General features: G+C 42.8%; 21 protein-coding genes and 2 tRNA genes. 8 read left to right on the forward strand and 15 right to left on the reverse strand.

Features of this window, described 5'->3' with window-relative positions:
• Nucleotides 1-2 precede the first annotated feature (2 nt).
• Both OCV50_RS07460 and OCV50_RS07465 read left to right on the forward strand, forming a co-directional pair.
• Nucleotides 3-956: a LysR family transcriptional regulator gene (locus OCV50_RS07460; RefSeq protein ID WP_239840965.1), complete on the forward strand. Its 954-nt coding sequence runs from the start codon at nt 3-5 to the stop codon at nt 954-956.
• A 243-nt stretch (nt 957-1,199) separates the two neighbouring features.
• Complete coding sequence (locus tag OCV50_RS07465) at nt 1,200-1,610, forward strand: hypothetical protein (protein WP_239840966.1); 411 nt, start codon at nt 1,200-1,202, stop codon at nt 1,608-1,610.
• Between the two features lie 136 nt (nt 1,611-1,746).
• Here OCV50_RS07465 and OCV50_RS07470 read toward each other — a convergent pair whose 3' ends face one another.
• The gene (locus tag OCV50_RS07470; protein ID WP_261902635.1) at nt 1,747-3,936 is read right to left on the reverse strand and encodes an immunoglobulin-like domain-containing protein; all 2,190 of its coding nucleotides are present in this window, start codon (nt 3,934-3,936) and stop codon (nt 1,747-1,749) included.
• 619 nt (nt 3,937-4,555) lie between these two features.
• Here OCV50_RS07470 and OCV50_RS07475 point away from each other — a divergent pair.
• Nucleotides 4,556-6,121 (forward strand): EAL domain-containing protein, encoded by a 1,566-nt coding sequence (locus tag OCV50_RS07475; RefSeq protein WP_261902636.1) that lies wholly within the window; start codon nt 4,556-4,558, stop codon nt 6,119-6,121.
• A 122-nt stretch (nt 6,122-6,243) separates the two neighbouring features.
• On the opposite strand, the gene OCV50_RS07480 is transcribed toward OCV50_RS07475, so the two are convergent.
• The 5 genes from OCV50_RS07480 to OCV50_RS07500 form a co-directional block, all read right to left on the reverse strand.
• Nucleotides 6,244-6,669 (reverse strand): universal stress protein, encoded by a 426-nt coding sequence (locus OCV50_RS07480; RefSeq protein WP_261902637.1) that lies wholly within the window; start codon nt 6,667-6,669, stop codon nt 6,244-6,246.
• Between the two features lies 1 nt (nt 6,670).
• Complete coding sequence (locus tag OCV50_RS07485; protein WP_261902638.1) at nt 6,671-7,993, reverse strand: TRAP transporter large permease; 1,323 nt, start codon at nt 7,991-7,993, stop codon at nt 6,671-6,673.
• Nucleotides 7,990-8,568, reverse strand: coding sequence for a TRAP transporter small permease subunit (locus OCV50_RS07490; RefSeq protein ID WP_261902639.1), 579 nt, complete (start codon nt 8,566-8,568; stop codon nt 7,990-7,992). Before OCV50_RS07490 ends, OCV50_RS07485 begins: the two co-directional genes overlap by 4 nt.
• A 111-nt stretch (nt 8,569-8,679) precedes the next feature.
• On the reverse strand, nt 8,680-9,714 hold the full coding sequence (locus OCV50_RS07495) for a TRAP transporter substrate-binding protein (protein ID WP_261902640.1): 1,035 nt from the start codon (nt 9,712-9,714) through the stop codon (nt 8,680-8,682).
• Between the two features lie 345 nt (nt 9,715-10,059).
• Nucleotides 10,060-11,505 (reverse strand): NAD-dependent succinate-semialdehyde dehydrogenase, encoded by a 1,446-nt coding sequence (locus tag OCV50_RS07500; RefSeq protein WP_261902641.1) that lies wholly within the window; start codon nt 11,503-11,505, stop codon nt 10,060-10,062.
• A 153-nt stretch (nt 11,506-11,658) separates the two neighbouring features.
• On the opposite strand from OCV50_RS07500, the gene OCV50_RS07505 reads away from it, so the two are divergent.
• Nucleotides 11,659-12,603 carry a LysR family transcriptional regulator gene (locus OCV50_RS07505; RefSeq protein WP_261902642.1) on the forward strand — a complete coding sequence of 315 codons (945 nt, stop codon included), beginning with the start codon at nt 11,659-11,661 and terminating at the stop codon, nt 12,601-12,603.
• An 80-nt stretch (nt 12,604-12,683) separates the two neighbouring features.
• Here OCV50_RS07505 and lhgO read toward each other — a convergent pair whose 3' ends face one another.
• Together lhgO and glaH are read right to left on the reverse strand one after the other, a co-directional pair.
• Nucleotides 12,684-13,958, reverse strand: a complete 1,275-nt coding sequence (gene lhgO / locus OCV50_RS07510; protein ID WP_261902643.1) for an L-2-hydroxyglutarate oxidase — start codon at nt 13,956-13,958, stop codon at nt 12,684-12,686.
• Nucleotides 13,959-14,073: 115 nt separating this feature from the next.
• Entirely contained in the window at nt 14,074-15,033 is a 960-nt protein-coding gene (glaH, locus tag OCV50_RS07515; protein WP_261902644.1) for a glutarate dioxygenase GlaH, read from the reverse strand.
• Between the two features lie 195 nt (nt 15,034-15,228).
• Here glaH and OCV50_RS07520 point away from each other — a divergent pair, with 195 nt between their 5' ends.
• Both OCV50_RS07520 and OCV50_RS07525 read left to right on the forward strand, forming a co-directional pair.
• A complete protein-coding gene (locus OCV50_RS07520; RefSeq protein WP_261902645.1) occupies nt 15,229-16,116 on the forward strand; it encodes a LysR family transcriptional regulator in 888 nt (295 codons plus the stop codon).
• Between the two features lie 103 nt (nt 16,117-16,219).
• Nucleotides 16,220-17,533 (forward strand): aspartate aminotransferase family protein, encoded by a 1,314-nt coding sequence (locus OCV50_RS07525; RefSeq protein WP_261902646.1) that lies wholly within the window; start codon nt 16,220-16,222, stop codon nt 17,531-17,533.
• Nucleotides 17,534-17,601: 68 nt separating this feature from the next.
• Here OCV50_RS07525 and OCV50_RS07530 read toward each other — a convergent pair.
• From OCV50_RS07530 to OCV50_RS07545, 4 genes are all read right to left on the reverse strand, one after another.
• A tRNA-Val gene (locus OCV50_RS07530) sits at nt 17,602-17,678 on the reverse strand.
• A gap of 75 nt (nt 17,679-17,753) precedes the next feature.
• Nucleotides 17,754-17,830 (reverse strand) — tRNA-Val (locus OCV50_RS07535).
• 308 nt (nt 17,831-18,138) lie between these two features.
• Nucleotides 18,139-18,639, reverse strand: a complete 501-nt coding sequence (locus OCV50_RS07540; RefSeq protein ID WP_261902647.1) for a hypothetical protein — start codon at nt 18,637-18,639, stop codon at nt 18,139-18,141.
• An 869-nt stretch (nt 18,640-19,508) separates the two neighbouring features.
• Entirely contained in the window at nt 19,509-20,171 is a 663-nt protein-coding gene (locus OCV50_RS07545) for a DUF2726 domain-containing protein (RefSeq protein WP_239841998.1), read from the reverse strand.
• Between the two features lie 250 nt (nt 20,172-20,421).
• Here OCV50_RS07545 and OCV50_RS07550 point away from each other — a divergent pair, with 250 nt between their 5' ends.
• Both OCV50_RS07550 and OCV50_RS07555 read left to right on the forward strand, forming a co-directional pair.
• Nucleotides 20,422-20,607 carry a hypothetical protein gene (locus OCV50_RS07550; protein ID WP_239841999.1) on the forward strand — a complete coding sequence of 62 codons (186 nt, stop codon included), beginning with the start codon at nt 20,422-20,424 and terminating at the stop codon, nt 20,605-20,607.
• A gap of 436 nt (nt 20,608-21,043) precedes the next feature.
• The gene (locus OCV50_RS07555) at nt 21,044-22,153 is read left to right on the forward strand and encodes a M20/M25/M40 family metallo-hydrolase (RefSeq protein ID WP_261902648.1); all 1,110 of its coding nucleotides are present in this window, start codon (nt 21,044-21,046) and stop codon (nt 22,151-22,153) included.
• Between the two features lie 73 nt (nt 22,154-22,226).
• Here the strand turns inward: OCV50_RS07555 and OCV50_RS07560 are convergent, their stop codons facing one another.
• From OCV50_RS07560 to OCV50_RS07570, 3 genes are all read right to left on the reverse strand, one after another.
• Complete coding sequence (locus OCV50_RS07560; protein WP_261902649.1) at nt 22,227-23,246, reverse strand: DUF4382 domain-containing protein; 1,020 nt, start codon at nt 23,244-23,246, stop codon at nt 22,227-22,229.
• Between the two features lie 250 nt (nt 23,247-23,496).
• A complete protein-coding gene (locus tag OCV50_RS07565) occupies nt 23,497-23,754 on the reverse strand; it encodes a hypothetical protein (protein WP_239842002.1) in 258 nt (85 codons plus the stop codon).
• A gap of 623 nt (nt 23,755-24,377) precedes the next feature.
• The gene (locus tag OCV50_RS07570; RefSeq protein WP_261902650.1) at nt 24,378-24,800 is read right to left on the reverse strand and encodes a DUF3859 domain-containing protein; all 423 of its coding nucleotides are present in this window, start codon (nt 24,798-24,800) and stop codon (nt 24,378-24,380) included.
• Nucleotides 24,801-24,837 lie beyond the last annotated feature (37 nt).

Consider the following 24,837-nt stretch of genomic DNA (forward strand, 5'->3'; position numbering starts at 1 on the left):
TCATGTATAAAAGATACAATGAACAAATTAATTTAAACCACTTACGTATATTTGATGCAATCTATATTCATAGAAGTACAAAATTAGCAGCGTCTGCATTAGGAATAAGCCAATCCGCTGTCAGTCAGACCCTAGCAAAACTACGCGAATATACGGGCGACAAACTGTTCTATTCGTCGAATGGGAAGCTGCAACCCACTCATCGAGCAGACGCCATAGGCTTAGGATTGAACGAACAGATTGAAGCACTTGATAACCGTATATTCGCAGACATTTTTGAAGACCCAAGCACCTTTAACGGGGAGCTGACCATTGCTGTATCGAGTGTTTTCTTAGAAGCTATAGCAACAGAGTTAACCAGCTCCGTTGTGTTTAACCTGTTTCCACAAGCCAAGCTTAAGTTGACGACTTGGACAGACAAGACATTCGAAGCGATTCAGAATAATGAAGTACACATTGGGCTTAATTTTTATCCTATTGATACACCTCAATCAATTCGCTCGGTGCCACTCACCTGCAGCGAACCTATTGTTATTATGAGAAATTCTCACCCTTGGGAAAAAGAAAACTTCGATATCAACTCATTTAACCAATACCCCACAGGTGGAATACTCGTGCCTGGGTTGACCGATTTCAATGCTCTACTTGAGAAACAACACCCTAGTGTATTCGACTTTAAATATCGATCAGCTAGCATGTCAGTTTTAGCGTGTTTAGCAGAACATTCTGATACCTTAGCTATCACTGAATCACTTGCCGCATCAATGTGCAAAGACACAATCACTTGTGTTCAACCGCAATGGTTAAAAGCGATGATTCCTGAAAAAATCAACCACGCGATTTATTACCTTGAGCGCAATCATAATCACCCTCTTTATCAATTTTGTGTCGACGTAGTTAGAAGTTCACTCCAAGAAAAACTCGACACCTTAAATCTAAAGACCATCACGATTTAAATATATCAATAAACTCCGTAAATTTACTGATGACAATTAACAATAAACTCTACCTAATAAGTTTAAATATAAAAACCAACAATCAGTAATTTTACTGATTTTAAATCCTTATTGTTTATATAAAATATTTACACCCCCAAAGATAAGTCAGCTTCAATAGATTATATAGAAGCTGACTCATCACCATAATCTGAACTGATAATTTTATTCGTTCATAGAAAAATGGAATCGAGGAATCTAACTGTGTTCTTTCATCGCTTTTTAAAACCATTCTTGGTGATCGGTGGTCTCGTCACTATGTATGCTGGAATCTACGCCATCAACCCAGAGACTGCACTGCATGATATGAATAATCTGCCTTATGACTCTAACTATGTATTTCTATTTAGACACTGGGGAATTATGGTGGGATTGATGGGCTTCTTTATTGCCGCTTCTGCGTATGTCACTAAATGGCGAGAATCAATCATACTGTACTCATTCCTTGAAAAGCTGTTCATGGTTTACTTATTCGTTTCAAATTTCTTTAACCCAGAGACGGCGCACCTTAACGCCAGTTTCATTCCATTTGCGATCACTGACATTACAATTTGTACATATACGCTTGGCTACTGGTATGAAAATTACCAATTAAGAAAAACCGTCGTAGTTTAAGTCATAGCCGCAATGCGAAACTTGTGTTCAATTCACTAGCGATTTTTATTCAAACCAATTACTTCTAGCTTTCAGTAAAAGGCCGACTGCAGTTCCAGTCGGCCTATTTTTTAAGATTTAGCTGTGCTCTGACTTGCTACAGCTTAGTCCAAGCATCCTTCCAATATAGACTGTCTCCTGGTGCGTAAGATGCGCTTGCACACCACGCTGTATAAGGCCAAGGCTTACATTCATAAACGCCATTGTCAGCACCAATGACGCGATCCCCTGCTTGATACGCTGTGCCTGCTACATAATCAGGGTACTCTCCCGGTGGAGGTGTTGTCGTTTCATCGGTAACAGAAAAGCTGTTTTGTGATGAAACCATTTCACCATCATCTGCGACACCCTCAAGTAATAACTGGAAAGTGCCTGCTTCAATGCCTTGCAATTCAATCGTTAAAGGTGATTGGCCATTTACCTCAGTCTGAGATTGCTCCACCACTTTATTTGATGCATCACGAACACTCACATCAACCGTTAACGCTTCATTGCTAACCAATTGCAGGCTTAGAGTCACTTGGCCATTATTCAGGGCGTATGAAGACGCTAATCCAGTTACATTCAACGTAGGATCGACATCCGGATCGGGAGTCTCACCTCCACAAGAACTGTCAGAAACCTTGCTCCAGACACCCCATTCGCCTGTGGTTCCCGGCTCTTCGCCTCGCGTCCACCAGCCTGCTTTCCACGTTGAACCATTATGCGATACTTGGTCACCTTCAATATAAACCGTTTGACTGTTCCACGCGTTGGCACAGCTTGAGCCGTCTGTTACAGAGACTTTTCGGTCAGCTGTCGTCGTTTGGTTCGCACTGTCAGTCACGCGATATACAAGTGTGTAGTTACCGACCTCGTTGACATCAACACTGCCTGTTTGCACGATACTACTGGTTAGGTCACCATCTTCAGCATCACTTGCAGACACGCCAGCCATTGAGTCAAACGTAGCGCCAAGTGCAACCGTAGTATCCGAAACACCATCAAATACGGGTTTTTGGCTGTAAACTTCGACCGTTCTCGCTTGGGTTGTCTCATTGTTATCAGTATCTTTCACACGATAAGTCAGGATATAAGTTCCAAGAACACTGGTTTCCACATACCCTTCCACATCAATTGATGAGGTTAAATCGCCGTCTTCTTTGTCTGTTGCTGTGACACCTGCCATTGGATCAAACACCGTATTGTGAAGCACGCGTGCATTCTCAATGCCCTTGAAAATTGGCTCACCTTCAACCGGCGGAGGCGTTACTTGACCATGAACAAATGGTCCATAGTCTTTAATGAACTGCTCGTTATATTGCTGGCCATTTTTGTTAGTGCCCATATCCCAGTTGATAGACCACGTCATTACGCCGCGTAACGGCTGCCCTTGAGACGTCAAGCTAGTAAAGGCGTCGTACAAATCTTGTGGATCTTTCACAAAACCTGTTGCTGCAGCATCGATACTTGAAGGAATACCAAACACAAGTTTATCGTGCGGAATCTTATGGAAGCCACGTGTGCCGTTGATCAGCGAATCTGAGATGTAATAAATAAACTCTTCTTTCAACTCGTCGTTGTTCTGCGCGATCCAGCCGACGCCATCAACCCAAATACCGTCACCACCTTGATTGTAGAATTGAGGGTTAATCCAATCGTAGTAACCTTCCAAATTATCAATGTAAGGCACATATTTTCCACCTGTCGTTAGGTACGGGAACTCTGGAGCCATGGTAATAAGGAAGTTTTTGCCTTCAGCACGATAGTGTTCTTTCACTAACTTAAGGGCATCTGGAATGACTGTTTGGTTATTTGCTGCTGTTACTGCAGCTTGCTCAAGATCGATGTCTAGGCCATCAAAGCCATAGCGCTCGGTCAGACGAATGATCTCATCAGCAAACGCTCGTTCATCACCGGTTTTAAGCTCTATGTGTGCGTCTGCACCACCTAATGCCAACAACACCGAACGACCTTGTTTATTTAAGTCAGAGATTTGGTCGATAAATTGTTCTTCTGAGAGTCCAATTGTTGGATCTAGTTTAAAGGTTGGAATTCGACCATCCGCCACGTTATACACTTTCATGAACGACACATTCACGATGTTGTACATAGGGTTAACTTCATCCAGGGTGACGCACGGAGCATTACCACCTTGATAACCACTGCCATCACACCAGTTATGCCAATAACCTACTACGACACCAGAGTCTGGATTTGTCATTGGTGTACTACTCGCACTAACCATACTCGGCACTGCCACCATTCCCATAGAGATGGCTAGCTGTAACATCGATCGCTTCATCATAAAATTCAATACCTCATCAATTGCTGTGCCTATCACAGCATTTGATAATTATTCTATGCATGAATATTTATCAACGAGAACGGGTATTTTTATAAAATAATGTGCATTTATTTGAGTTGTGATTTTAAGTCACAGATTGAGACAAATAATAATATTAGTTTTGACTATTAATAGTGAAATAGACTTGCGATTTTCGCCCCAATAAATAAGAGAAATAAATAACTTATGACATCCTTATAGGTGGTAACAATACCTATCTATTATCCCAACATAGAAATTCAAGCTCAGCTCACCGAAACGTCTTACTTGGTGATTCCGTCACCTTGCTTCCTCATACCCCAAGTTGGATATGATTGGCTGATCATTTGCTACACTGTCACGCACCATCAAGCCACATATGCAACACCTTACATTAAAAACCTCAACTTAAAAGTGGATAAAAATCAAACAAATACAAAGGATACAAATCTGTTTAAGTAAAGCGCACATTCAATAATTCTCTCAATAATTTACAAAGTTATGGTTACATTCACAGTATTGATGTTTTTATTTGTTTACATAGCAAATGGTTTTATAAATTAGATTGAATATCCTTTGACTTGGTAAGCCCTTCATACCTATGACCATCAAATACCAGAGTTTTACCAAAATCACGCTACATTTTATTATCTCATTCTGTTGTTCCATGGCGCTGTTGTTGCCCATTACGCCATTTCACTACAACAAAGAAGTCGAAAAGTCCGCTCAAATCGTTGAACAGACATTCGATCAAATTAAATCGAAGTTCGAGCATTTTTTGACACCAGAAAATGTGAGTCGACCATGTACCGCTATTATTAGAGAGTTACGCCAAGCTGTATTTAATACCGATTGGATAAAAGAAGCCGCAATATTTGATGGTCAAGATCGCTTCTACTGTTCAACAACGGATGGAGATGTCTCTTTCCCTTTGTTCCAAACCATCAGCAACCGCATGGAGCAAGATCCCAATAACACCACACTCTCTCATACAAGTTCTGCGATCAGTCAGTCTAAAGCTCTCATGCTTATTTTTCGAGACCACAGAACAAAAGAGGGAGTGAGTTTAATGATACCTCCCCACTACATCTCGGATATGGTTCAAGACCATCTGGCTCAATTTGGTCTCGACTCAAAGGTTGAAATCATCCACCGCGATATTTCAAACTCAGATGCCGTTACTTTTCTAAAAACCATTAAAATTGAATCAGAAACCTACCCACTCACGGTTATCTCGTATGTCGGTTATGGTTACTACTTAAATTTCCTACTCAAGTATTCATGGTTTGGTTTTCTTTGCGCAGGTATCGCCACAATCACGTTTGTGCAAATCAAATATAAAAGGCAGGAACGCCGAGGCTTAGAGTCGTCTTTAACTAATGCGTTAAAGAACAAACACTTACAGGTACATCTTCAACCCATCGTGAACCACCACACTTCCAAGATCGTGGGTTGTGAATCTCTATTACGATGGAACGATCCTGTTGAAGGTAGTGTGTCTCCTGCGATCTTCATCCCGCTCGCCGAGAGTTTAGGCTTGATCGAAGATCTTACGTATTACGTGTTACAAGATGTCCTAAGAACATTAAAGAACAATGTCGAACTGTTTGAGACTCGCTACATCAGCGTCAATATCAGCCGCAACGTTGTTTCTAACCCTAACTTTGCTAACAAAGTCATCAGCATCTACAAAAGAGAGCCTGAGTTACTTCGTAAAGTCGTATTTGAGGTGACAGAAGATGGCGAGTGCTTAGAAGAAGACATGCGTAAAATTAAGGCAAATCTGGCTAAATTGTCTGAGTTAGGTGTCAAAATTGCGATTGATGACTTCGGGACGGGTTATTCTGGCCTCGACTTCGTTCGTCAATTTCCGTTCAGCATCTTAAAAATCGACCGCGTTTTTGTTAAAAACATCTCGGATGAGTCGAGTTTAGGGGTACCGCTTCTAGAATCTATGCTGCAACTTTCTGACAGCCTCGATATGGAAGTCATTGTTGAGGGTGTGGAAAACGAGTCTCAGCTCAATACTCTATCAAAACTGGGCGTTACCTATATCCAAGGTTTCTACTTCTACCGCCCTATGCCGACAAATCTCGCGCTCGCGATGATTAGACAGCAAGACCTCGTTAAATACAGTGGTGTAAAACTCATTCCATCGCAACTTTAACGCTAAGCTCGCACTATCTATACAATTCGTTTTACCTACGCTGCTCAATATAGGCTGCCTTCCGTTCAGACCAACAACGGAAGGCAGCACTGAATGACATTCAAACCCTAGAATAACTCAGACTAGCGCACCACAAACACTGAACAATGCGCATGGCGAACGACCTTCGCGGCATTTGAACCCAAAAGATATGAGCGAAACTTCGGCTTCGCTGATGCCATCACGATCGCGTCAGCATTCGACTGTTTTGCTTGTATCACTACTTCGTCAAAAACAATCCCATTACGTATGATGCTTTTGCCACGGTGCGGCCTTGGGACCAGTTCCTCTAACATGGTTTGTACACTATCAAACACACTTAAGTGCTTATCAGAAAAAGCCGAGCCTGTTACTGTCGGTACCATGCTGTGATGAACCCTTGCATCGTCCACATAAAGCATATCGATCACCCCATTGTCAGCGATCAGCTTGAGTGCCATTTCGACTTCTCTTTTCACAACGTCGGGATACGCAAGGTCGATAGGCATTAAGATTTTATTAAGACTCATATCAATTGGCTCCCATAACCTTATTAGGTAACCACATCACCATTTCTGGAAACAACATACAGGCGATTAAGACGCACAACTTCAGCAAAATGAACGGCAAAATTGAGCGATAAATGTCCATCATACTCACGCCAGGCGGCGCTATGCCTTTTAGATAAAACAGAGCAAAACCATAAGGAGGGGTTTGCACCGCTATCTCGATATTTAGGATCATCAAAATACCAAACCAAATAGGGTCGTACCCTAGTGATACAACTATTGGCGTGAACAGTGGCGCGCACATCAAAACAATGATCAGTTCGTCGATAATAAAACCGAGTAACAACATGATCACTTGCAATAAGATAATCACGCCCAGCGGAGGCAAACCAAGGTCTTGTGTAATTTGTGCAACCATGTTTTGCACCCCACTCAGCATGTGGAAGTTGCTAAACAGAGAGGCACCTAAAATGATCCACATCGATACACTGACCAGCATCGCTGTTTCAAAACCGGACGACTTAAACATTTCGAAGCGAAAGCGTTTAAAAACGACAGCCAGAAGAATTGCACCAACAACGCCAATGGCTCCAGACTCGGTCGGCGTCGCTATGCCGGTAATGATGCTTCCCAACACAGCCACTATCAGTAGTAGCGAGAACACACCATCACGGGCTGTTCTTACCTTCTCTTTGCCTGACATCGAACTTTCTGCACCGGTGCCCAAAGGTGCTTTCTTTGGATTTAACTTACAGCTAATAACAACATATGCAATCAACAGTGTTATTGAGATCAAGGCAGGAATAATGGCTGCTAAGAACATACGACCGACAGAGTTTTGGGTCGTGGCTGCATACATGATCATCGGGATACTTGGCGGGATTAAAATACCCAAACCACCACCCGCCATAATCACGCCCAAGGCGAGGCGTTTATCGTAACCACGTTCTAACATCGGCTTAAGAGCGATGCTGCCTGATGTCATGATCCCTGCCCCAATGATACCGACCATGGCACCAATCATTGAACAGACACCAATTACGCTAATCGCCAGCGAACCCCGAATACGTCCTATCACCATCTGGCTCGCATTAAACATTGCATCGCCGATGCCAGAACGCGTTAAGAGTTGCCCCATATAGATATAAAGCGGAATGGCCAACAAAATGAAGCTGAAGAAGTTACTTTCAATGGTGGTTGGCACCAAATTAAAGATACCTTCTCCCCACGTTAGATAGCCCATTCCCATAGCAATACCACCAAGCGCTAACCCAACCGGTGCGCCCAGTGCAAAACTGAATAAAATACAGCCGATGAGCAGCAGCGTTAATACTTCTATACTCATGCGTCCCCCGCTTGTTCAATCAACTCTTGAGGTTGTTCACTGCTTTCTACTTCTCGCTCAATCAGATCTCTTCCGGTTGCAACAAAGTACATGTCTTGAACCATGTCACTGGTAAATTGAGCAATAAACACCGCGCTTGCACCTATCATCATCACCCAAAAGTGTGCCATTGACGGCGCCCATTCAGATTGACGTCGATAATTGAACTCCACGGCTTCTTCGAACTTGCCAAACGCCATCATCATCACGACACAAAGAAAGAAGATTGCCAGCGAATAAGAAAACAGATTGAACAGTGATCGAACTCTTGTGGAGACAGAAAGATAGAGAACATCCACATTGATATGGGCTTTATTTTGTTGTGCTAATGCGCCACCAAGCGCAGCAATATAGCCAAACAAAAACAGTGATACGTCGTATGCCCAAATTGTGGGCTCACCCAGTACATATCGAGAAAACACCTCAAAGGCGACGGTTGCCGCGAGCATTGGCATCAAAACCGACGCCGACACTCCAACCCAATACACAACGCGATTTATGCCCAAACAACAAGCAGCTAACACCTTAGTAAACATAACCTTCATCCCTGGCAGCAATAGGAAAAGGGGGCAAGCCCCCTAGATTGGCCATTTCACTGATCATTCGACATCTACCCTATGAACTGAAATCAGTGATAAGCCAAATTTTTATTCGTTGTTTTGTACAATTTTGATCAAGCGTTGGCTGTATTTATCAGCGTCAGCATATTCGCTCCATAAAGAACCTGCTGCACCGTTCCATTTAGAAATGTCTTCAACACTTGGTTCTGGGCTCCACTTCATCCCTTTCGATTCCATGTCGGCAATCGCTTGAGACTCCCACAAGCGAGATTTAGTCATCTGCTCACGAGCGTGAACCGAGCTCGCCGCTCGAACAATGGCTTGAAGATCTTCAGGTAATTTATTCCATGCGCTTTTGTTAACAACAATTGGCAGTGCTTGAGCGCCCGCAATTGGTAAACGGTACATGTACTTCGCAACTTCAACGTGATTACCGTCGCGGTGGTCAATTAGGTTGCTACCGATCGAGCCGTCAATAACACCAGTAGCAAGGCTGGTATAGATTTCGCTCCAAGATAGTGAAGCTGGAGAAGCACCTAGATTGCGTAGGAATTTGCCGTATGCGCCTGGTGCACGGATCTTAAGGCCTTTAAAGTCTTCAACAGAGTTAATCGGCTCTTTGGTCAATACATAAACTGGCAGTTGGATATAAGGTTCCAGCCACACTAAGTTCTGTTTGTCGTATGCTTCTTCAAGTACCTCGCCCCAACCTTTCTCATGGAACAGCGCACTAAGCTCGCCCACATCGTCTGTCATACCTGGCAAACCCACTTCAACAACACCAGCAGGGAATTCGCCTGCATGCATTGGTTGGAAAGGTGCACCCATGGTCATCAAACCAGATTTAACTGAACCCAGCACGCCCGTCTGACCGACGCCTTCTCCGGCATACATCACTTGAACGGCAATACGCCCGTTAGACATGGTTTCAATGTTTTCTGCAAAGCTCTTATACACTTCACCATAAGCGGTACCGCGAGAGTATAGGTTCACAAATCGCCAGTTATGCTCCGCCGCAAAAGCCTGAGACGCCGTAAAAAAAGTACTAGAAATCGCCAATGCATATCCAGCAACAAGTTTCGTTACACTTCGTTTGCGTAGTTTGCCTAGGGTTTTAAACATGAATAATCTCCTTGATGTAATCTCGCTGTTCTAGTTACTCCAAAACAGTGCTAAGTGACGCTTCATTTCCTGGTTGTCACCTTGTGAACAATGATTACAATTCATTTACATTTGTTAAATTCATATTTATCCACCTAAAGTTTTATAAATCTCAAACCTTTGCAGTTTTAATAACTGACTATGCAAAAACACTTAGCAAGCATTCCGATAATTTCTGAGATTGAGAACGAAAAAAGCAGCACATTAAGTGCTGCTCTATGCGAAGTATCCAAATCAATTTCTCGATACTGCAATAAGATAAAAGGCATGTTTTAAACAAGATAGTCTGATGTAACTAACTGACTCTTAAATACCTTGGCATAAATATTTGATCTCCAAGTAATCATCAATCCCATACTTTGAGCCTTCACGACCACTCCCCGACTCCTTAACTCCACCAAACGGAGCCACTTCTGTTGAAATAATTCCCTCATTGGTGCCTATAATTCCGTACTCAAGGGCTTCGCTAACGCGCCACACTCGGCTCTGATTTTGCGTATAGAAATACGCAGCGAGACCATAAGGTGTGTCATTGGCTCGTTGGATAACATCATCTTCGTCTTGGAAGCGGAAAATCGTCGACACAGGACCAAATAACTCCTGGTGCGCAATCTCCATCTCTTCAGTCACGTTAGTTAAGATTGTCGGTTTATAGAACTGCTTGCCCACCTCAGAGACTCCGCCACCTAAGACAAGCGTTGCCCCTTGTTCAATCGCTCTTTCGACTAAACCATGCACCTTATCAATGGCCTTTTGATTAATTAAAGGTCCTATATCTGTACCATTAATGAGGCCATCTCCAATCGCTAGCCCACGCACGGCTTGTACATAGAGCTCAACAAATTGGTCATAAACCGATTCATGAATATACAAGCGATTGGTACATACACAGGTTTGTCCTGCGTTTCGATATTTTGATATCAACGCGCCTTGGACGGCTTTCTCGATGTCTGCGTCTTCAAAAACAATAAACGGCGCATTGCCACCCAGCTCAAGGGAGACTTTTTTCACCGTATCTGCCGCTTGACGAAGTATATGTTTGCCAACCGGAGTTGAACCAGTAAACGAGATTTTGCGAACCAGTGGATGCTGGCAAAGCACTTCTCCCACGCTTGCGGGCTCCGATGTTGTTACTATGTTGAGCACACCCTTGGGGATACCTGCCTGTTCTGCAAGTTTTGCCATTGCAAGCGTGCATAATGGCGTATCTTCTCCCGGCTTAACCACCACGGTACAACCTGCGGCCAGTGCTGGTCCTACTTTGCGAGCGATCATCGCGATAGGAAAATTCCAAGGCGTTACGGCTGTCACGACACCTATCGGTTGTTTGATTGTCAGATAACGAGTGTTGGGGTTAGCCGATGGAATAATGTCACCATAGACACGTTTTGCTTCCTCTCCAAACCACTCGAGAAAAGAAGCACCGTACATCACTTCGCCGTATGCCTCTTTGTAAGGTTTACCTTGCTCTGAGGTCAGTAATTTTGCTAATGAATCAGCGTTCTCAACAATCAAATCAAACCACTTTCTCAATAAGCCCGCTCGATACTTTGCGGTTGTTTTTTTCCAATCCATAAACGCATCATGGGCGGCTAACACGGCTGTTGTCGCTTCTTGTTGTCCCATGTCTGGCACATGCGTTATTACGTCTCCGGTCGCTGGGTTTACAACCTCAAACTGTTTGCCGCTGATCGACTCCACCCATTCGCCGTTAATCAGGCATTGAGATACTACTAAATCTAATTGCTTCATCACTTCGCTCCCTAATTTTATAAATCCCTACAACTTCAAAGATTCTTGAATTTATTTCACGCATAATCACTCACTTACATAACAAAATAATAACAAACACTTAATCGGGATAAATGTTCCCCTTTAAACATGAAGTTTTATGAGCCTAAAACAATGACAAAGAATCCTTCGCCTGTCGGTCAAATTGGTGACTACGAAATAAAGCAGTTGAAAATATTTAAGGTTGTCGCTGACTGCGGTGGCTTTTCTGCTGCAGAAACGGAACTCAACATCAGTCGTTCAACGATCAGTATCCATATCTCTAACCTAGAATCTCGACTCAACCTCATTCTGTGTAGACGTGGCCGCGCAGGCTTCGCACTAACGGAAGAAGGCGTTGTTGTCTATGAAGCGACGGTTAAGTTATTGGGAGAACTGGAAGACTTTCGAAATACAATCAACCATTTAGATATTCAATTATCTGGAAGTTTGACTGTGCTGTTTAGCGATACGATCAGCTTAGATAAACGCGCTAGCATTCCCACCGTGATTCGTAAGTTCTCTAAACTGGCACAAGAGGTCTACCTAACAGCTGAAGTAGCCAGAATGACCGAGATTGAAAGGATGGTAATGCAAGAAGAAGCAGATATCGGCTTCATCCCTTATCACAGAGCACTTGATGGGCTTGAATATGAGCATATCTATACGGACATCTGTTACCTCTATGCCAGCAATAATAACCCACTCGCACAACTTGATGATCATGAGCTGACCGACGAGGTTATTGACGGGTTTCCTGTGGTCTATGCCGGGATTAAAACTCAGGAGCGCATTAACGGGCACTTAGCCAATATGAATTTAAAAGCTACAGCCTATAACTATGAGTCAAGAATGGCGTTGTTACTCTCTTCTCGCTTTATTGGCTACTTACCTGAGCACTATGCGCAGCCTTATGTCGATTCTGGTGAGCTTGTCACTATCGCACCCGACCGCCGTTACTATCATTTAGAGATCATGGCGATCACCAAGAAGACCTCTGGGATTAATAAAGTACGAGCGCTGTTCACCAAAACCATGCGCGACTACTATCGTAAGCAGGCTACTGAGTTAGCTGTGTAATGAGAAATGAAAATGCCTGAGCATTGCTTCACAGGCATTTTTATTGATACGAACATGACGAGTTTCACTCTTAGTTCGACTTAAGCCACTTCTGACACTGTTTTATTATCTTGTTGTGCGCGCGAATCTGTACTTATCTCAATGTTCTGTTTTTCAACAATCTTATCGCAGATATAACCGCCAATCGGTATTGCCGATGTTGCTGCAGGAGACGGTGCATTACACACATGCAGGCTTCGCTCGCTTTCAGCAAACAAAAAATCATGCACTAATGTGCCGTCTTTAAGTACCGCTTGAGCGCGAATACCCGCAGGATATGGTTCCAGATCTTCTACCTTTATCTGAGGGCAATATTTGTTCACCAGTTTCAAATAGCCGGGCTTCCACCACGAGTTCTTAGTCTCAATCAACCCCGTCTTTAAGTGTTTTGCAGTCACTCTCCAAAATCCAGGGAAACGAACCATATCCAGAACGTCGCGAACGCTAAAATTGATTTTTCCGTACCCTTCTCGTTTCCAGCCCTGAACCGCGTTTGGACCTACCGTAACCGAGCCATCAATCATTCGAGTCAGATGTACTCCCAAGAACGGTAAATCCGGATCTGGAATTGGGTATATCAGGTGATTCACAATATCGTTGTACTTTTCTGGTAATCGATAGTATTCACCGCGATAAGGAACGATCTGGAAATCGGTTTCAATGCCCATCATACGTGTTAGACGGTCAGCCATAAGACCTGAACAAACCACCAAAAAGTTACCAGCATAAGATACCGTTTGTTGATTGGTGTTCGCTGCTACGAGGATGCGTTCTGGCGATTCATTCAACCCATTCACTTCGGTATTTAATGACACCGTGCCACCAGCCGACACAAACTCTTCGGCCATTTTTTCTGTCACAAGGCGATAGTTAACAATACTAGTCGTAGATACTGCTATCGCGCCCAAGCCGACAATGTTCGGTTCACGGCGCTTTAATTCCAGCTCATCGATCAGTTCAACGTCTAAACCGTTTTCATGACAACGCAAATACAACGCATGCATACGTTCGACTTCTTGCTGAGAGGTTGCAACCAGCAATTTGCCGCAGTTTTCAACAGGGATATCATGCTTCTCACAAAATGTCGTCGTTGCTTCCACACCGGCTTTGCAGAACTCTGCCTTCAAGCTACCCGGCGCGTAATAAACGCCAGCATGAATGACGCCGCTGTTATGGCCTGTTTGGTGGTGTGAAAAGCCCGATTCTTTCTCGATCAACAGAATCGATTTATCTGGGAAACGGCTTTGTAACTGCCAAGCGGTCGATACTCCGACGATGCCACCGCCGACTACGATGTAGTCATACACTTTTTCCAAAGTTGGTGCTCCTTCACTCTCTTCGTTTTTATCTACTTTCTCTGTTTTTATTATAGTTAAGCGACTTAAAACTTTACTGTCGTTCAAGTCGCTTATTGGTCATCATTAATGAAAATTAGCGAGTAAAATGCCCACGTTGACGCAGTAACTCGCGCTTAAGACCCGGGTCTGCAACAAATTTATCTCGGCCATGCAGCCAACAATGATTTTGCACCACCAGCATGCTACCGACGTTGACACGGACATTAAAACAGTTGGTATCACTTTCTAGAGATTCACTCATCTGGTGAAGGTAGAGGCCTTGCTGCATGTTTTGAGGCTGAGCGAATTGGTCGATAAATAGCATATGAGGCTTGCCATTTTTGTCCTCTTCAAAGAACACTGGGTGCTCTACTGTGTAACCAACATTCTTGCTCGGCGGTGCGCCCCAAACAATGTCTTGCTTCGCCATAGGGTGATGATAAAAGCGCTCCAAGTCATCCCAATCATCAACATGCAATAATAAGGAGTCGCCCATTTGCATGTTCTTTTCGTCCATCTTCATCATCAACACGAAATCGGTTCGCTCTTGAACGTAAGTACCATCATTATGAAGCTCCATACGTCGATGTGCTTGGCGCAAATAGCTGTCACTGTTGTCATCATTCTTCACAGTGAAACGCGCGTAGTACTTCCCATACATGGCATCGAAGTTAGGAATGCCGATCAAATGGGAAATCGCTGTCGACAGAATCACAAAGAAATCTCGTTGTTCGTCACTGTCGTCAAAGGCCGCTTTCGCTTCCGCGTCGGGTTCTAACAGAAAAGCGCCCGTTTCTCTGTCTTCCATTGTCGCCACAAGAAATTTACCTAGCTGATAGTCACACGCATTATCAAGAGCGTCGGCCACAGCAAAACGAAGAAAGGGTTTATATTCAAGAGATTGAAGATTGTACTCTTGGGTGAATTCAGAAAACTTATCTAGCGTTGCTTTCGCCAGTGTCACTACTTGTAGACGTGGGTTTTCTGGATGTTGCGAGATGATAAATCCACTTTTCTCTTGTACGTTTTCACTAAAAACCGTCGCGATATTCATTGTTTCACTTCCTTTTGACTGAGCCGCTGGGCGACTTTTTCATTATGTTTTGTTGTTTAATGTTTGAATTGCTGGCCGATGTTGAGCGTCAAATATCAGCCACGCCCTGAGTTAACAAAACTATAACGACAGCGAGATCATATTAACAATATATGGTAGATATAGTTTTCATATACAAAATAGATGGCAATAAAAATGGATTTGAAACGTCTCTACTATTTCAGCCAATTGGCGAAGACAGGAAATTTCACCAAAGCCGCTGATCAACTTGGGATCGCGCAGTCAGCGCTGAGTACCAGTATTAAGAAACTTGAACAGCAACTGGAGCTCAAACTCATTAACCGAACCGAGCGACAAATGAGCCTGACCGCAGAAGGACAAGTGCTACTTCGTCACACCAAAATTATCTTGGAGGACGTTGAACAAGCAGAAAAAGAGCTGCAAGAATTGAAAGGACTCGCTAGTGGAGTGATTAATTTTGGTGCTCCTGCCATGCTGGCTTCTTACTACCTGCCTGACGCACTGGAACAGTTTAAAAAGGCTTATCCAGGAATTCAAATTAATGTACACGAAGCCGGAACAGCGACATTGGCGCAGATGCTGGTTAATGGTGAGCTCGACTTGGCGCTGATAAGAGGCGATCGAGAACACGAACAGATTCGTCATACGCTTCTCGCACAAGACCAAATTACCGCCCTCGTGCCAAACAGTCATGAGTTTGCATCAAGAGAGAGCATTACTTTGGAAGAGTTTTGTCTTCAGCCATTAGTATTATTCAAAAATGGCTATTTCCTGCGTGAAACAATCAACAGCTACTGTCAGCAAAATAAGGTTCAACCTAATATTCACTTTGAAACCAATCTACCAGAGCTACTCAAATCCATGGTGCGAAGGGATATCGGAATTGGCACCTGTTTGCCTATTTTGGTCGCCAACGATCCGCAACTCAAAGCCGTCCCCTTTGATCCCCCTATCCCTTTACAACTTGGAATAGGTTGGAAGTCGAGCCATTATCTTTCGACTGCCGCCAAGGCATTCGTTAGTTTCTTGCAAGGAACATTGCGCGACCAAGAACACGACTAAAGTTTGATGACGGTAAAACTTTATATTTATTCGGGATGATTTTATCGCCCCAAAACCGTGGATAACATTCTCGTTACATTTTCAAACACAGAGCATGTCGACCATGGAAAAAAAAGTAAACTACGACGCATTCTGGATGCCGTTCACTGCAAATCGCGACTTTAAAGCTAATCCTCGTATCATTAATCGTGCTGAAGGCATGTATTGCTATTCGGATAGAAACGTTAAACTGCTCGACGCGACAGCGGGTCTTTGGTGCGTGAATGCAGGCCACGGTCGTAACTCGATAGGCGAAGCGATGGCAAAACAGGTCGCGGAGCTAGACTACAGCTCACCGTTCAATTTCGGGCATGACATTGGTTTTGAGTTCGCAGAGCGTCTTATCAAGCACACACCTCCTGGTTTGAATAAGGTTTTCTTTACCAATTCAGGCTCTGAAGCCGTTGAAAGTGCCCTCAAAATTGCCTTGGCCTATCAACAAGCTAAGGGCAACACTGGCAAATTCAAACTCATTGGGCGCGAACTCGGCTACCACGGGGTTAACTTTGGTGGTATTTCTGTGGGTGGATTAACACCTAATCGTAAGGGTTTCGGACCATTGCTCTCGACTGACCACCTCGACCATACTCTTGATATCGAGCGCAATGCGTTTAGCCGAGGTATACCAGAACATGGCGTTGAAAAAGCCGAGCAACTTGAGCGTCTAATACAGTTTCATGGTGCCGACTCCATTGCTGCGGTTATTGTCGAACCTATATCTGGAGCTGGTGGCGTGATTCTTCCACCGAAAGGCTACTTACGCCGTCTACGAGAGATTTGTACGCGTCATGATGTAGTCTTGATTTTTGATGAGGTGATTACAGGTTGGGGCCGTTTAGGTTCTTCATTTGCAGCCGAGGAGTTTGACGTAGTCCCTGATCTCATCACTTCTGCAAAAGGAATTAGTAGTGGCGTTGTCCCATTAGGCGCGGTTTTCTCGAGTGAGCACATCTACAATACTGTGGTAAATAGTGCTCCAGAAGGCACCGTCGAATTTTTCCACGGTTACACCTACTCCGGGCACCCTGTCGCGTGTGCAGCTGGGCTAGCGACTCTCGATATCTATGAAAAAGAAGGATTGCTTACCCGATCAAAAGGAGAGATCGGACAGTATTTCGAGCAAGGGCTTCACTCACTCAAAGGTACGGGAAACATTGTCGATATCCGAAACTATGGTTTAATCGGTGCGGTACAGTTCGCAGATGCATCTCATGGCAAACCGATTGGCTTCGATATTCTTAAGCGCTGCTATGACAAAGGCGTTATGGTTCGCAGTATGGGCAATACTATCGCCCTCTCCCCTCCGCTTATCATCGAAAAAGAGCACATTGATGTCATTGTTGACACCTTGTCGGATGTGGCGAAAGAGTTTGCTTAGGATTGATTTTCAGACACAAAAAAGCCCGCATAACTGCGGGCTTTTCGCCATACCGAGGTATGAAAATTTGGTGGGTCCGGGCGAACTCGAATCGCCGACCCCTACCATGTCAAGGTAGTACTCTAACCAACTGAGCTACGGACCCAAATTTTGTGTTCTTTTGCTTGATTCAGTCTCGTGTGACTAAAGCGGTTGTTTTGACAAGAAACAACTTAAGGTATGGTGGGTCCGGGCGAACTCGAATCGCCGACCCCTACCATGTCAAGGTAGTACTCTAACCAACTGAGCTACGGACCCATTCCTTAAGAACGAGAAAGATATTAACGACAGAGATGAATTGGTGCAAGTATAAATTTGCTTGAAATCAACTGTTTGCTCTTTATATCAACAAAGCGTTGCTTTTTTAGACTTAAGCTTGTGGTTTTATTGAGTTAGGTCACACTCACAAGCCCTAAACACAAAGCACTCCGTATAGAGTGCTTTGACTTAGTGTGTACTTATATCCTTTCCATTGATTGGCCTATGCTAGCCTAACTCTATTAGGTAAATCCCCATTAGACTAAACACAATAGCCAAGCAAATAATAAAACTCTCTCTATCCAAAATTAGCCCAGACTATTTTTTATTCTTGGAAGCGTATATTCTTTTGGCGTTGTGAGAACCAAAGACTGCATTTTTTGTCCACGATCATAGTAGTTAAACAGCGTAATGATTCCGACGATGAGGTTAAATCTTCCTAGTCGGTCTGAGCTAGGAATCGAAGACAGTAGCCTGTCTAAGTGTACGATTGGGTCGGATGCATGTGTCCACCTTCTATTTATCAGCTTATCAATGAACATAAAGTACACCGATGGCCTCTCTATGCTGATAATATAGAAAGCGACAACCATTTCTGAGGTTGGTTTGTACTTATCTAAAATCTCTCCGATCTTTCGTATTTTATCACACTCATTAGAAATGGTGAGAAGTTGTTGATTATGAACCAGGCGATACATCGATTCGAAGTTTCGCTCTTTATCATTATTTTTGTAGTTATAGATCAGCTTCATTGCGCCCAATAAGTAGCTGTCTTTAAACAATGCATCTGCACTTGTTGTTGTGTTCATACCGAATTTCTCGTTATTTTATTTTTTCGATGGCTAGCGGGTGTTTGTTTGAATAAAAGTTAAGCATTTAGGTTAATTTTAAAATACGTATGCTTCTGTTCGTTTATTCAGTGACCCAGACATGACGGCTTCATGCTTTTGGTCAAAACTGTTGTTCAGTCTCTTAGCGAAAGTCTCCTTAAGTAGTGAGTAAAAAAAAGGGTAGAATTGACTACCCTTAAATGCCGAGACGTTGTTGTTTTTGTTTTACTGAGCGAGTTGCAGAAACGCTCGAACAGTGAGCTTATTATAATAATTAAAGACTATTTCATATTATTAACATTTGTTAATAACGTGTAGCGTGCTTTTATCCTATCTAATTTTGATAATCTTATTACAAATATTACATCGGTACTTTTTCTTAATAAGCAGTAGTTTGTCTATATTTGTCCGATGTATTCGAACTGTCGATTTGTGGTTGCAATTTTTCATACTTCTCCTAGTTATATTTTTCAACTAGACGTTTTATTATTTTTATTTTGTTTGAAAATATTATTTACAAAAACAATCATGCAATCAATCGATTTTACTTAAGTTTATCCACCCTTACATGCGCTTACAAACGCAGACAATTGTAATTATTGACTCTATAGATCAATAGAGCTAGGAAGCGAATTTTTAACGTTAAATATCAGAATGATTTAAATATTAAATTGATAAATTTTCATTACCATTATGAATTTATTTCATAAAAATAAAGGAAAAGCTAATCCACACTATATGTAAGATTAAAGAAAAGAGAGGGAATAGATTTTTGATTATGAGGTGAGGTTTAACAATTATTGGGAAGGTGCACCTTCCCAAATAGAGGAAACAAAATTTAGAAACGGTTACTCTTCGTCAGATTCAAATACGACATTGTAGTTTTCGGTATAAGTGCAGTTAGGTTGACGACTGCATGTGAAGAACCGACGACCTTTGTGTTCACCTTGGCTCGCAAGCTTAATAATCATTGGTGAGCCGCACTTCTTACAAAAGCGCACCTCTTTAGAAGGTTCAATCAGGTCTATGTGTGCAGCAAGCAATCTTTTTAAACGGCTCACTTGATAACTGTGTTTAATCGAGGCACCGATTAAAGGCAAACCCGCAGACTTACACACATGGATGAGCAGCTTTTCTCGGTCCACTTTACCTTTGTTGAGTTCCTTGCCATTGTCTAATTCAATGATGACTCGCGGCTCTAGCGTTCGTGGGTCACAAACAACAAAGTCGAAATAACTACGAGAGATTTTATTATTGGCAATAAACCAATTCTTTTTTGAGTTTGACTTGGCTGGAGCCAACACAGTTGTCATGCTCACTTTAGCAAAAACTGCCCCATGATTCCCCACAGCGGATTTCAGCGCATTATAAAAGGCTGCTTGCTGCATGTTCAGTAATGCCCCTTTCTTTTGGTAAGCATGATCTTTCGTATCATCATGTTTAACCACATATTTTTGTATGAAGTAAAAGAACACAACCAGAAGAACTACAACAATAAAAATATTCGTCATTTTGCCATTGCTTAACTAGGAACTAGAACCGTTAGCGTATGTATAAACGCCGTTATAGGCAAGAAAAAGCATCAGTTTTACAGCCCTGAACACGTCTCTATTACTCATTTATCAAGCTAAATACGGTATATAGAACACGTTCTGAACAATTCCCATACAGAAAAACGCCTCAGTATTGATTTAGATCAAATTAGCATTATATGTAATCAACTAACTTAAAATTAGTTACACAAATGTTAAGGAAGACAATATGGAACTAAAACAAGACCCGAGATGTTATACCGATGTGTGTGTCGATGGAAAATGGTTCCATTATGACCATTGCAGTACTCGTGCTTACATGTTGAAAGGCGGTGCTTCAGCAGTCTTTGAACTTGCAAAAGAACCGTCTACTGAAACGGAACTGGTTGAACTGCTGCAAGGTATCGCTAAATAGTCAAACGGCTTTGGCTTCAACTGACAGCAAACTTTATTTCCTCCAAGTAAGGTTTGCTATCACTCCCTCCCCTTCTTGAACTCGACGCCCCCTTTGAACTGCTACAATTCTGGTAGCGCCTCTTGAATACCACCATCGAGGTCATCAACCACCAAATACAAAAAACGTAACCAAGAATGTAGAGCGACTTTTAGGTGTGAGCGTCATGCACATTGCAATTCACTGGCCGTTGATAATTCACCAAGGTGATAGCAACCCTCTTACAATCATAACCCTCATAGATTCGAGCCTAGAATTTTTAGAAATCTAGAAGATTCAGAGCATTTTCTTGATTTAACTCAGACATTGTACCGTGTAGTTGGCGTTATATTGAATTTCCTGTTCCTACAGACCACTATTTCAGACGAAAAAGTGGTCATCATAATGAGAGTTAAAAATGACCCAAGTTAATGAGCAACGTCTAGTTGAGCACTTTTGCGACCTAGTAAGAATCGATAGCGAATCACGTAACGAAAAAGCAATTGCTGAAACGCTAGCAGAGCAACTCGGTGAGCTTGGCTTTACTGTTCACAAATTGCCTGTACCTGAAGAAGTCTCTAATGGTTTCAATATTTACGCACGCCTAGAAGGCTCGCTAGAAGGTAGCACCGTGTTTAGCTGCCACATGGATACGGTAACACCTGGAATTGGCATCGAACCAGTCATCGAAGACGGCATCATTCGTTCGAAAGGCAATACTATCTTAGGTGGCGATGACAAATCTGGTATCGCAGCGATCATCGAAGCGGTGCGTTGCATTCAAGCTGAAGGTCGCGAACACCAAACCATTGAAATCGCATTCACTGTTTATGAAGAAGGTGGCCTGTTCGGGTCATTGAACTTCGATATGTCTTATATCCAATCAGACAATGCCATTGTGCTAGACACAGGTGGCCCGATTGGCACCATCGTTAATGCGGCTCCTGGTCAACAAAAGATTGTGGCTAAGATTAAAGGTCGCCCAGCCCACGCAGGCCTAGCACCAGAAGAAGGCATTAGTGCGATTCAAGTCGCGGCAGATGCTATCACTAAGATGAACTTGCTACGCATCGACGAAGAAACAACGGCTAACGTTGGTATTGTTGAAGGTGGACAAGCGACTAACATCGTAATGCCTGAGCTAACGGTTGTTGCTGAAGCCCGTTCGTTGAATGGTGAAAAACTGACTAACCAAGTTAACCACATGATCTCTACATTCGAAGAGAGTGCTAAGCAGTTCGGTGCAGAAGTGGAAATCGAGTCTACTCGCGCGTACGACGCATTTGTCATTGCTGACGATCACCCACACATCCTATCAATCAAATCGGCATTTGAAAAACTCGGTGTTACCGCAGCAACCAAAGGTACTGGCGGCGGTAGTGATGCAAACAATTTCAACGCCAAGGGTTTAACTACAGTGAATCTTTCAACTGGTATGGCGAAAGTTCATACAACTGAAGAATACATCGCCGTTAAAGACATGGTTTCAATTACCGAGTTTGTAATGACTTACGTCACTCAAGGCTAATCAGTCTCTTAACCTCACAATAAAAAGCCGACCTCAATAAAGTAGGTCGGCTTTTTTATCTATTCAAAGCAAATTAGAAAGTCACATTGCTGGTTTCATTCGCGTTTACAATCACTCCTGATTGAATACTGTGGATGCTGAACTCATCAGGCACAACCATTTCTTCATCACCCGTATCGAGTTGAGCATTACAAGTGTAGCCAAGCGTATACATACCTGGGTCTAAATAACCTAATGAGAATGAAAAATCAGACGAGTTTTCAACATCTTGAACAAGGGCAGTGGTAATCGGTTTTACTTCATCGGTTCCGCCTACAGGTGCCATGTCGTCTTGCGCAACATCTCCCTCATACAGATAAACCGCTTGAACCCCCGCTTCACCACTTTGACACGCGTCATTCGTCGCGGCTAGAACTTCACCCTCGATGTGGCCAGTTTCTGCATTGTTGATCAAAGAGATTGAGGTGCGTTGAATCGTATAGTTTGGATAAGCAGATGTGTTCTTCAAGCCTCTTCTCAAATCAAACTCAATCGTAAAGTCATTGGTTTGCTGATTAACATTAAACGAGTTATTGAAATACAAAACACCGGTATTGGGTTCTTTCCCAACACCTTGAGGACACGCTCCATCGCCTTTAACAGTCAGCTCTCGTACCGTGCTATTGTCCTCTGTAACGTAAGAAGGATACTCGTCATGATCGCCATCTCTTGCAAATACGCACAACTTGTAGCTACCGACTGGCACTACTTCACCAGAAATCAGAGCAAGTGAATCACTGCCTTGGTAATCTAATAAATTAACGCTTAATGGAAGTGGATCGTCTCCGTCCAAGATAGGATCACCATTTTCATCAATTGGGTTACCCTCTTCGTCCATCAAATAAACGTCATACACTAACGGCTCACTTCCGTTTTGGGGTAGTAATGCGACTTTGTCAAACGTCACAACGACATCTTGTACATCATCAACTGGGGCATCAGAAACACTAAACGTTACCGGTGTCGTCGCTGTTGACGAGTCTGACCCGCCTCCACAGCCAGCAAGCCCAAGTACCACTGTCGCCGCAGCCGCTAATCCTACTTTATTATTCATCTTCCGTACCTCATTCACTCGTTTTTGAATAAATTGAACTTTCGACTCCCCTCAGCCAAATACAAAAGACACGATTCAACCACCACCTTTTAATTATCAGGAGGTGACGTTGGATCATGGTATTAGACTAAGTTTAGATTAGGAGAGCGAATTTCGCGGGAGATATTGACAATTGAATCAATAATATTTGTCAGTGCTAAGCAAGCCACTGACAGGGCAATGAAAATAAAGAGGTGACACGAGAAGATTGCTAAGTTTTTTGGGATGACGCTTCCATTCTTGCCATAACGTCAAACGCTTCTTTGATATCTTTAGCGGCTACTTGATTCCCCTTCTCTAGCTGAGTGAAGATAACACTTAAAAAATCATTCTGACTAAAAAGCTCTTCATTGGTCATATAGCTCTTTAGGTATGAATCTTTAAGCTGCGCTGCTTTGATTCTACTCTTTGAATTGGCGACAAAGACACAGACCGCTATAGCAATAGCTATAACAAGTACATACAACATTAACTTTCCTTTCTTGGTTTGATTTCTAGCCCTAAATCGGCCTCTGATAATATTATCAATATTTACAGAATGGGTTCTTTATAAAATGTTCAAAGTGTGCATTCGCCCCATTTTTTGAACGTTTATGTGCTCTTAATCTGTGACCGCAGTCATCACAAATAAAACATGTTTTATCACGTAATCTTAGAGCTTCATCAATGGTGATCGGTTGGTTATCATTGGCAGAGATTGCAGTGAATATATTCTTAGCCGTTTTATTTGCTTTGTGACTACCCTTGGAAGAATGCTCTACCGACCGAAGAGTGCCGATCGACAGTGATCCTAACAGTGCTGTATCTATCGTTATCATAACTTCACCCAAAAAATGACATTCATAAGGCTTGGCCGCCCTATCTTGGTGAAGGTGTAGTATCCATATTGCTTTCAAGGGTCTCTATTATTTATAGAAAGAAAGAGACTTTTTTATATCAATGAGATAATTAAGCGAACAAAATCAATACATTAACATCAAAAACAAACGTATCTTATTGAGATTAAATTTAACGCTCGACCAAGATCAACAAAGCCAAGCGTGACGGCTTGGCTTTGTTGTGTAACAGAATTGGGAGAACCTCGACGACGGTTTAGAACCCTCGTCTTTTCCAAAATTGGCCTTCGTCTTTCGCAACTAAATCAAAAGTCTTATCAGCAATCACTCTTCCTTTAAGCTCGACCGTCATTCTCCACTTTCCGATCTTATTGTCGATAGGCGCCCAAATAGTGTCGCCTAGATAGAAATCCCAATCGTTGCTGCCGACGTATTCTTCACCGTCAAAAGGCTCAAGTACCTCTCCTTTATCCGTGGTGATATTTGGGTGATAGATGCAGTAACGAATCTTTTCTCCTTTGGCCTTTTTGATGTTGATGATGTAACCAAACTCAACATCGATCTCCGCTTCTACTCGATGAGTAAATTCCTGAATCTTAGGTAGGTCTTTAGATTTTGAATCCCAAGTTGAGTAGATACCATAAGACATCATATCCACGACCACAGAACGTTTTGCCATTGATCATTTAACCTTTAACTAATTTCTTTGGATGTAT

The organism is Vibrio fortis (genome assembly GCF_024347475.1).
GTDB classification, from domain to species: domain Bacteria; phylum Pseudomonadota; class Gammaproteobacteria; order Enterobacterales; family Vibrionaceae; genus Vibrio; species Vibrio fortis.

Coding starts and splice junctions, on each gene's coding strand:
- glaH (WP_261902644.1), bottom strand. CDS start 15,033: ATGAATATCGCGACGGTTTTTAGTGAAAACGTACAAGAGAAAAGTGGA.
- OCV50_RS07555 (WP_261902648.1), top strand. CDS start 21,044: ATGACCCAAGTTAATGAGCAACGTCTAGTTGAGCACTTTTGCGACCTA.
- OCV50_RS07505 (WP_261902642.1), top strand. CDS start 11,659: ATGACAAAGAATCCTTCGCCTGTCGGTCAAATTGGTGACTACGAAATA.
- OCV50_RS07545 (WP_239841998.1), bottom strand. CDS start 20,171: ATGACGAATATTTTTATTGTTGTAGTTCTTCTGGTTGTGTTCTTTTAC.
- OCV50_RS07570 (WP_261902650.1), bottom strand. CDS start 24,800: ATGGCAAAACGTTCTGTGGTCGTGGATATGATGTCTTATGGTATCTAC.
- OCV50_RS07480 (WP_261902637.1), bottom strand. CDS start 6,669: ATGAGTCTTAATAAAATCTTAATGCCTATCGACCTTGCGTATCCCGAC.
- OCV50_RS07550 (WP_239841999.1), top strand. CDS start 20,422: ATGGAACTAAAACAAGACCCGAGATGTTATACCGATGTGTGTGTCGAT.
- OCV50_RS07520 (WP_261902645.1), top strand. CDS start 15,229: ATGGATTTGAAACGTCTCTACTATTTCAGCCAATTGGCGAAGACAGGA.
- OCV50_RS07525 (WP_261902646.1), top strand. CDS start 16,220: ATGGAAAAAAAAGTAAACTACGACGCATTCTGGATGCCGTTCACTGCA.
- OCV50_RS07560 (WP_261902649.1), bottom strand. CDS start 23,246: ATGAATAATAAAGTAGGATTAGCGGCTGCGGCGACAGTGGTACTTGGG.
- OCV50_RS07460 (WP_239840965.1), top strand. CDS start 3: ATGTATAAAAGATACAATGAACAAATTAATTTAAACCACTTACGTATA.
- OCV50_RS07490 (WP_261902639.1), bottom strand. CDS start 8,568: ATGTTTACTAAGGTGTTAGCTGCTTGTTGTTTGGGCATAAATCGCGTT.
- OCV50_RS07540 (WP_261902647.1), bottom strand. CDS start 18,639: ATGAACACAACAACAAGTGCAGATGCATTGTTTAAAGACAGCTACTTA.
- OCV50_RS07485 (WP_261902638.1), bottom strand. CDS start 7,993: ATGAGTATAGAAGTATTAACGCTGCTGCTCATCGGCTGTATTTTATTC.
- OCV50_RS07495 (WP_261902640.1), bottom strand. CDS start 9,714: ATGTTTAAAACCCTAGGCAAACTACGCAAACGAAGTGTAACGAAACTT.
- OCV50_RS07470 (WP_261902635.1), bottom strand. CDS start 3,936: ATGATGAAGCGATCGATGTTACAGCTAGCCATCTCTATGGGAATGGTG.
- OCV50_RS07475 (WP_261902636.1), top strand. CDS start 4,556: ATGACCATCAAATACCAGAGTTTTACCAAAATCACGCTACATTTTATT.
- OCV50_RS07565 (WP_239842002.1), bottom strand. CDS start 23,754: ATGTTGTATGTACTTGTTATAGCTATTGCTATAGCGGTCTGTGTCTTT.
- OCV50_RS07500 (WP_261902641.1), bottom strand. CDS start 11,505: ATGAAGCAATTAGATTTAGTAGTATCTCAATGCCTGATTAACGGCGAA.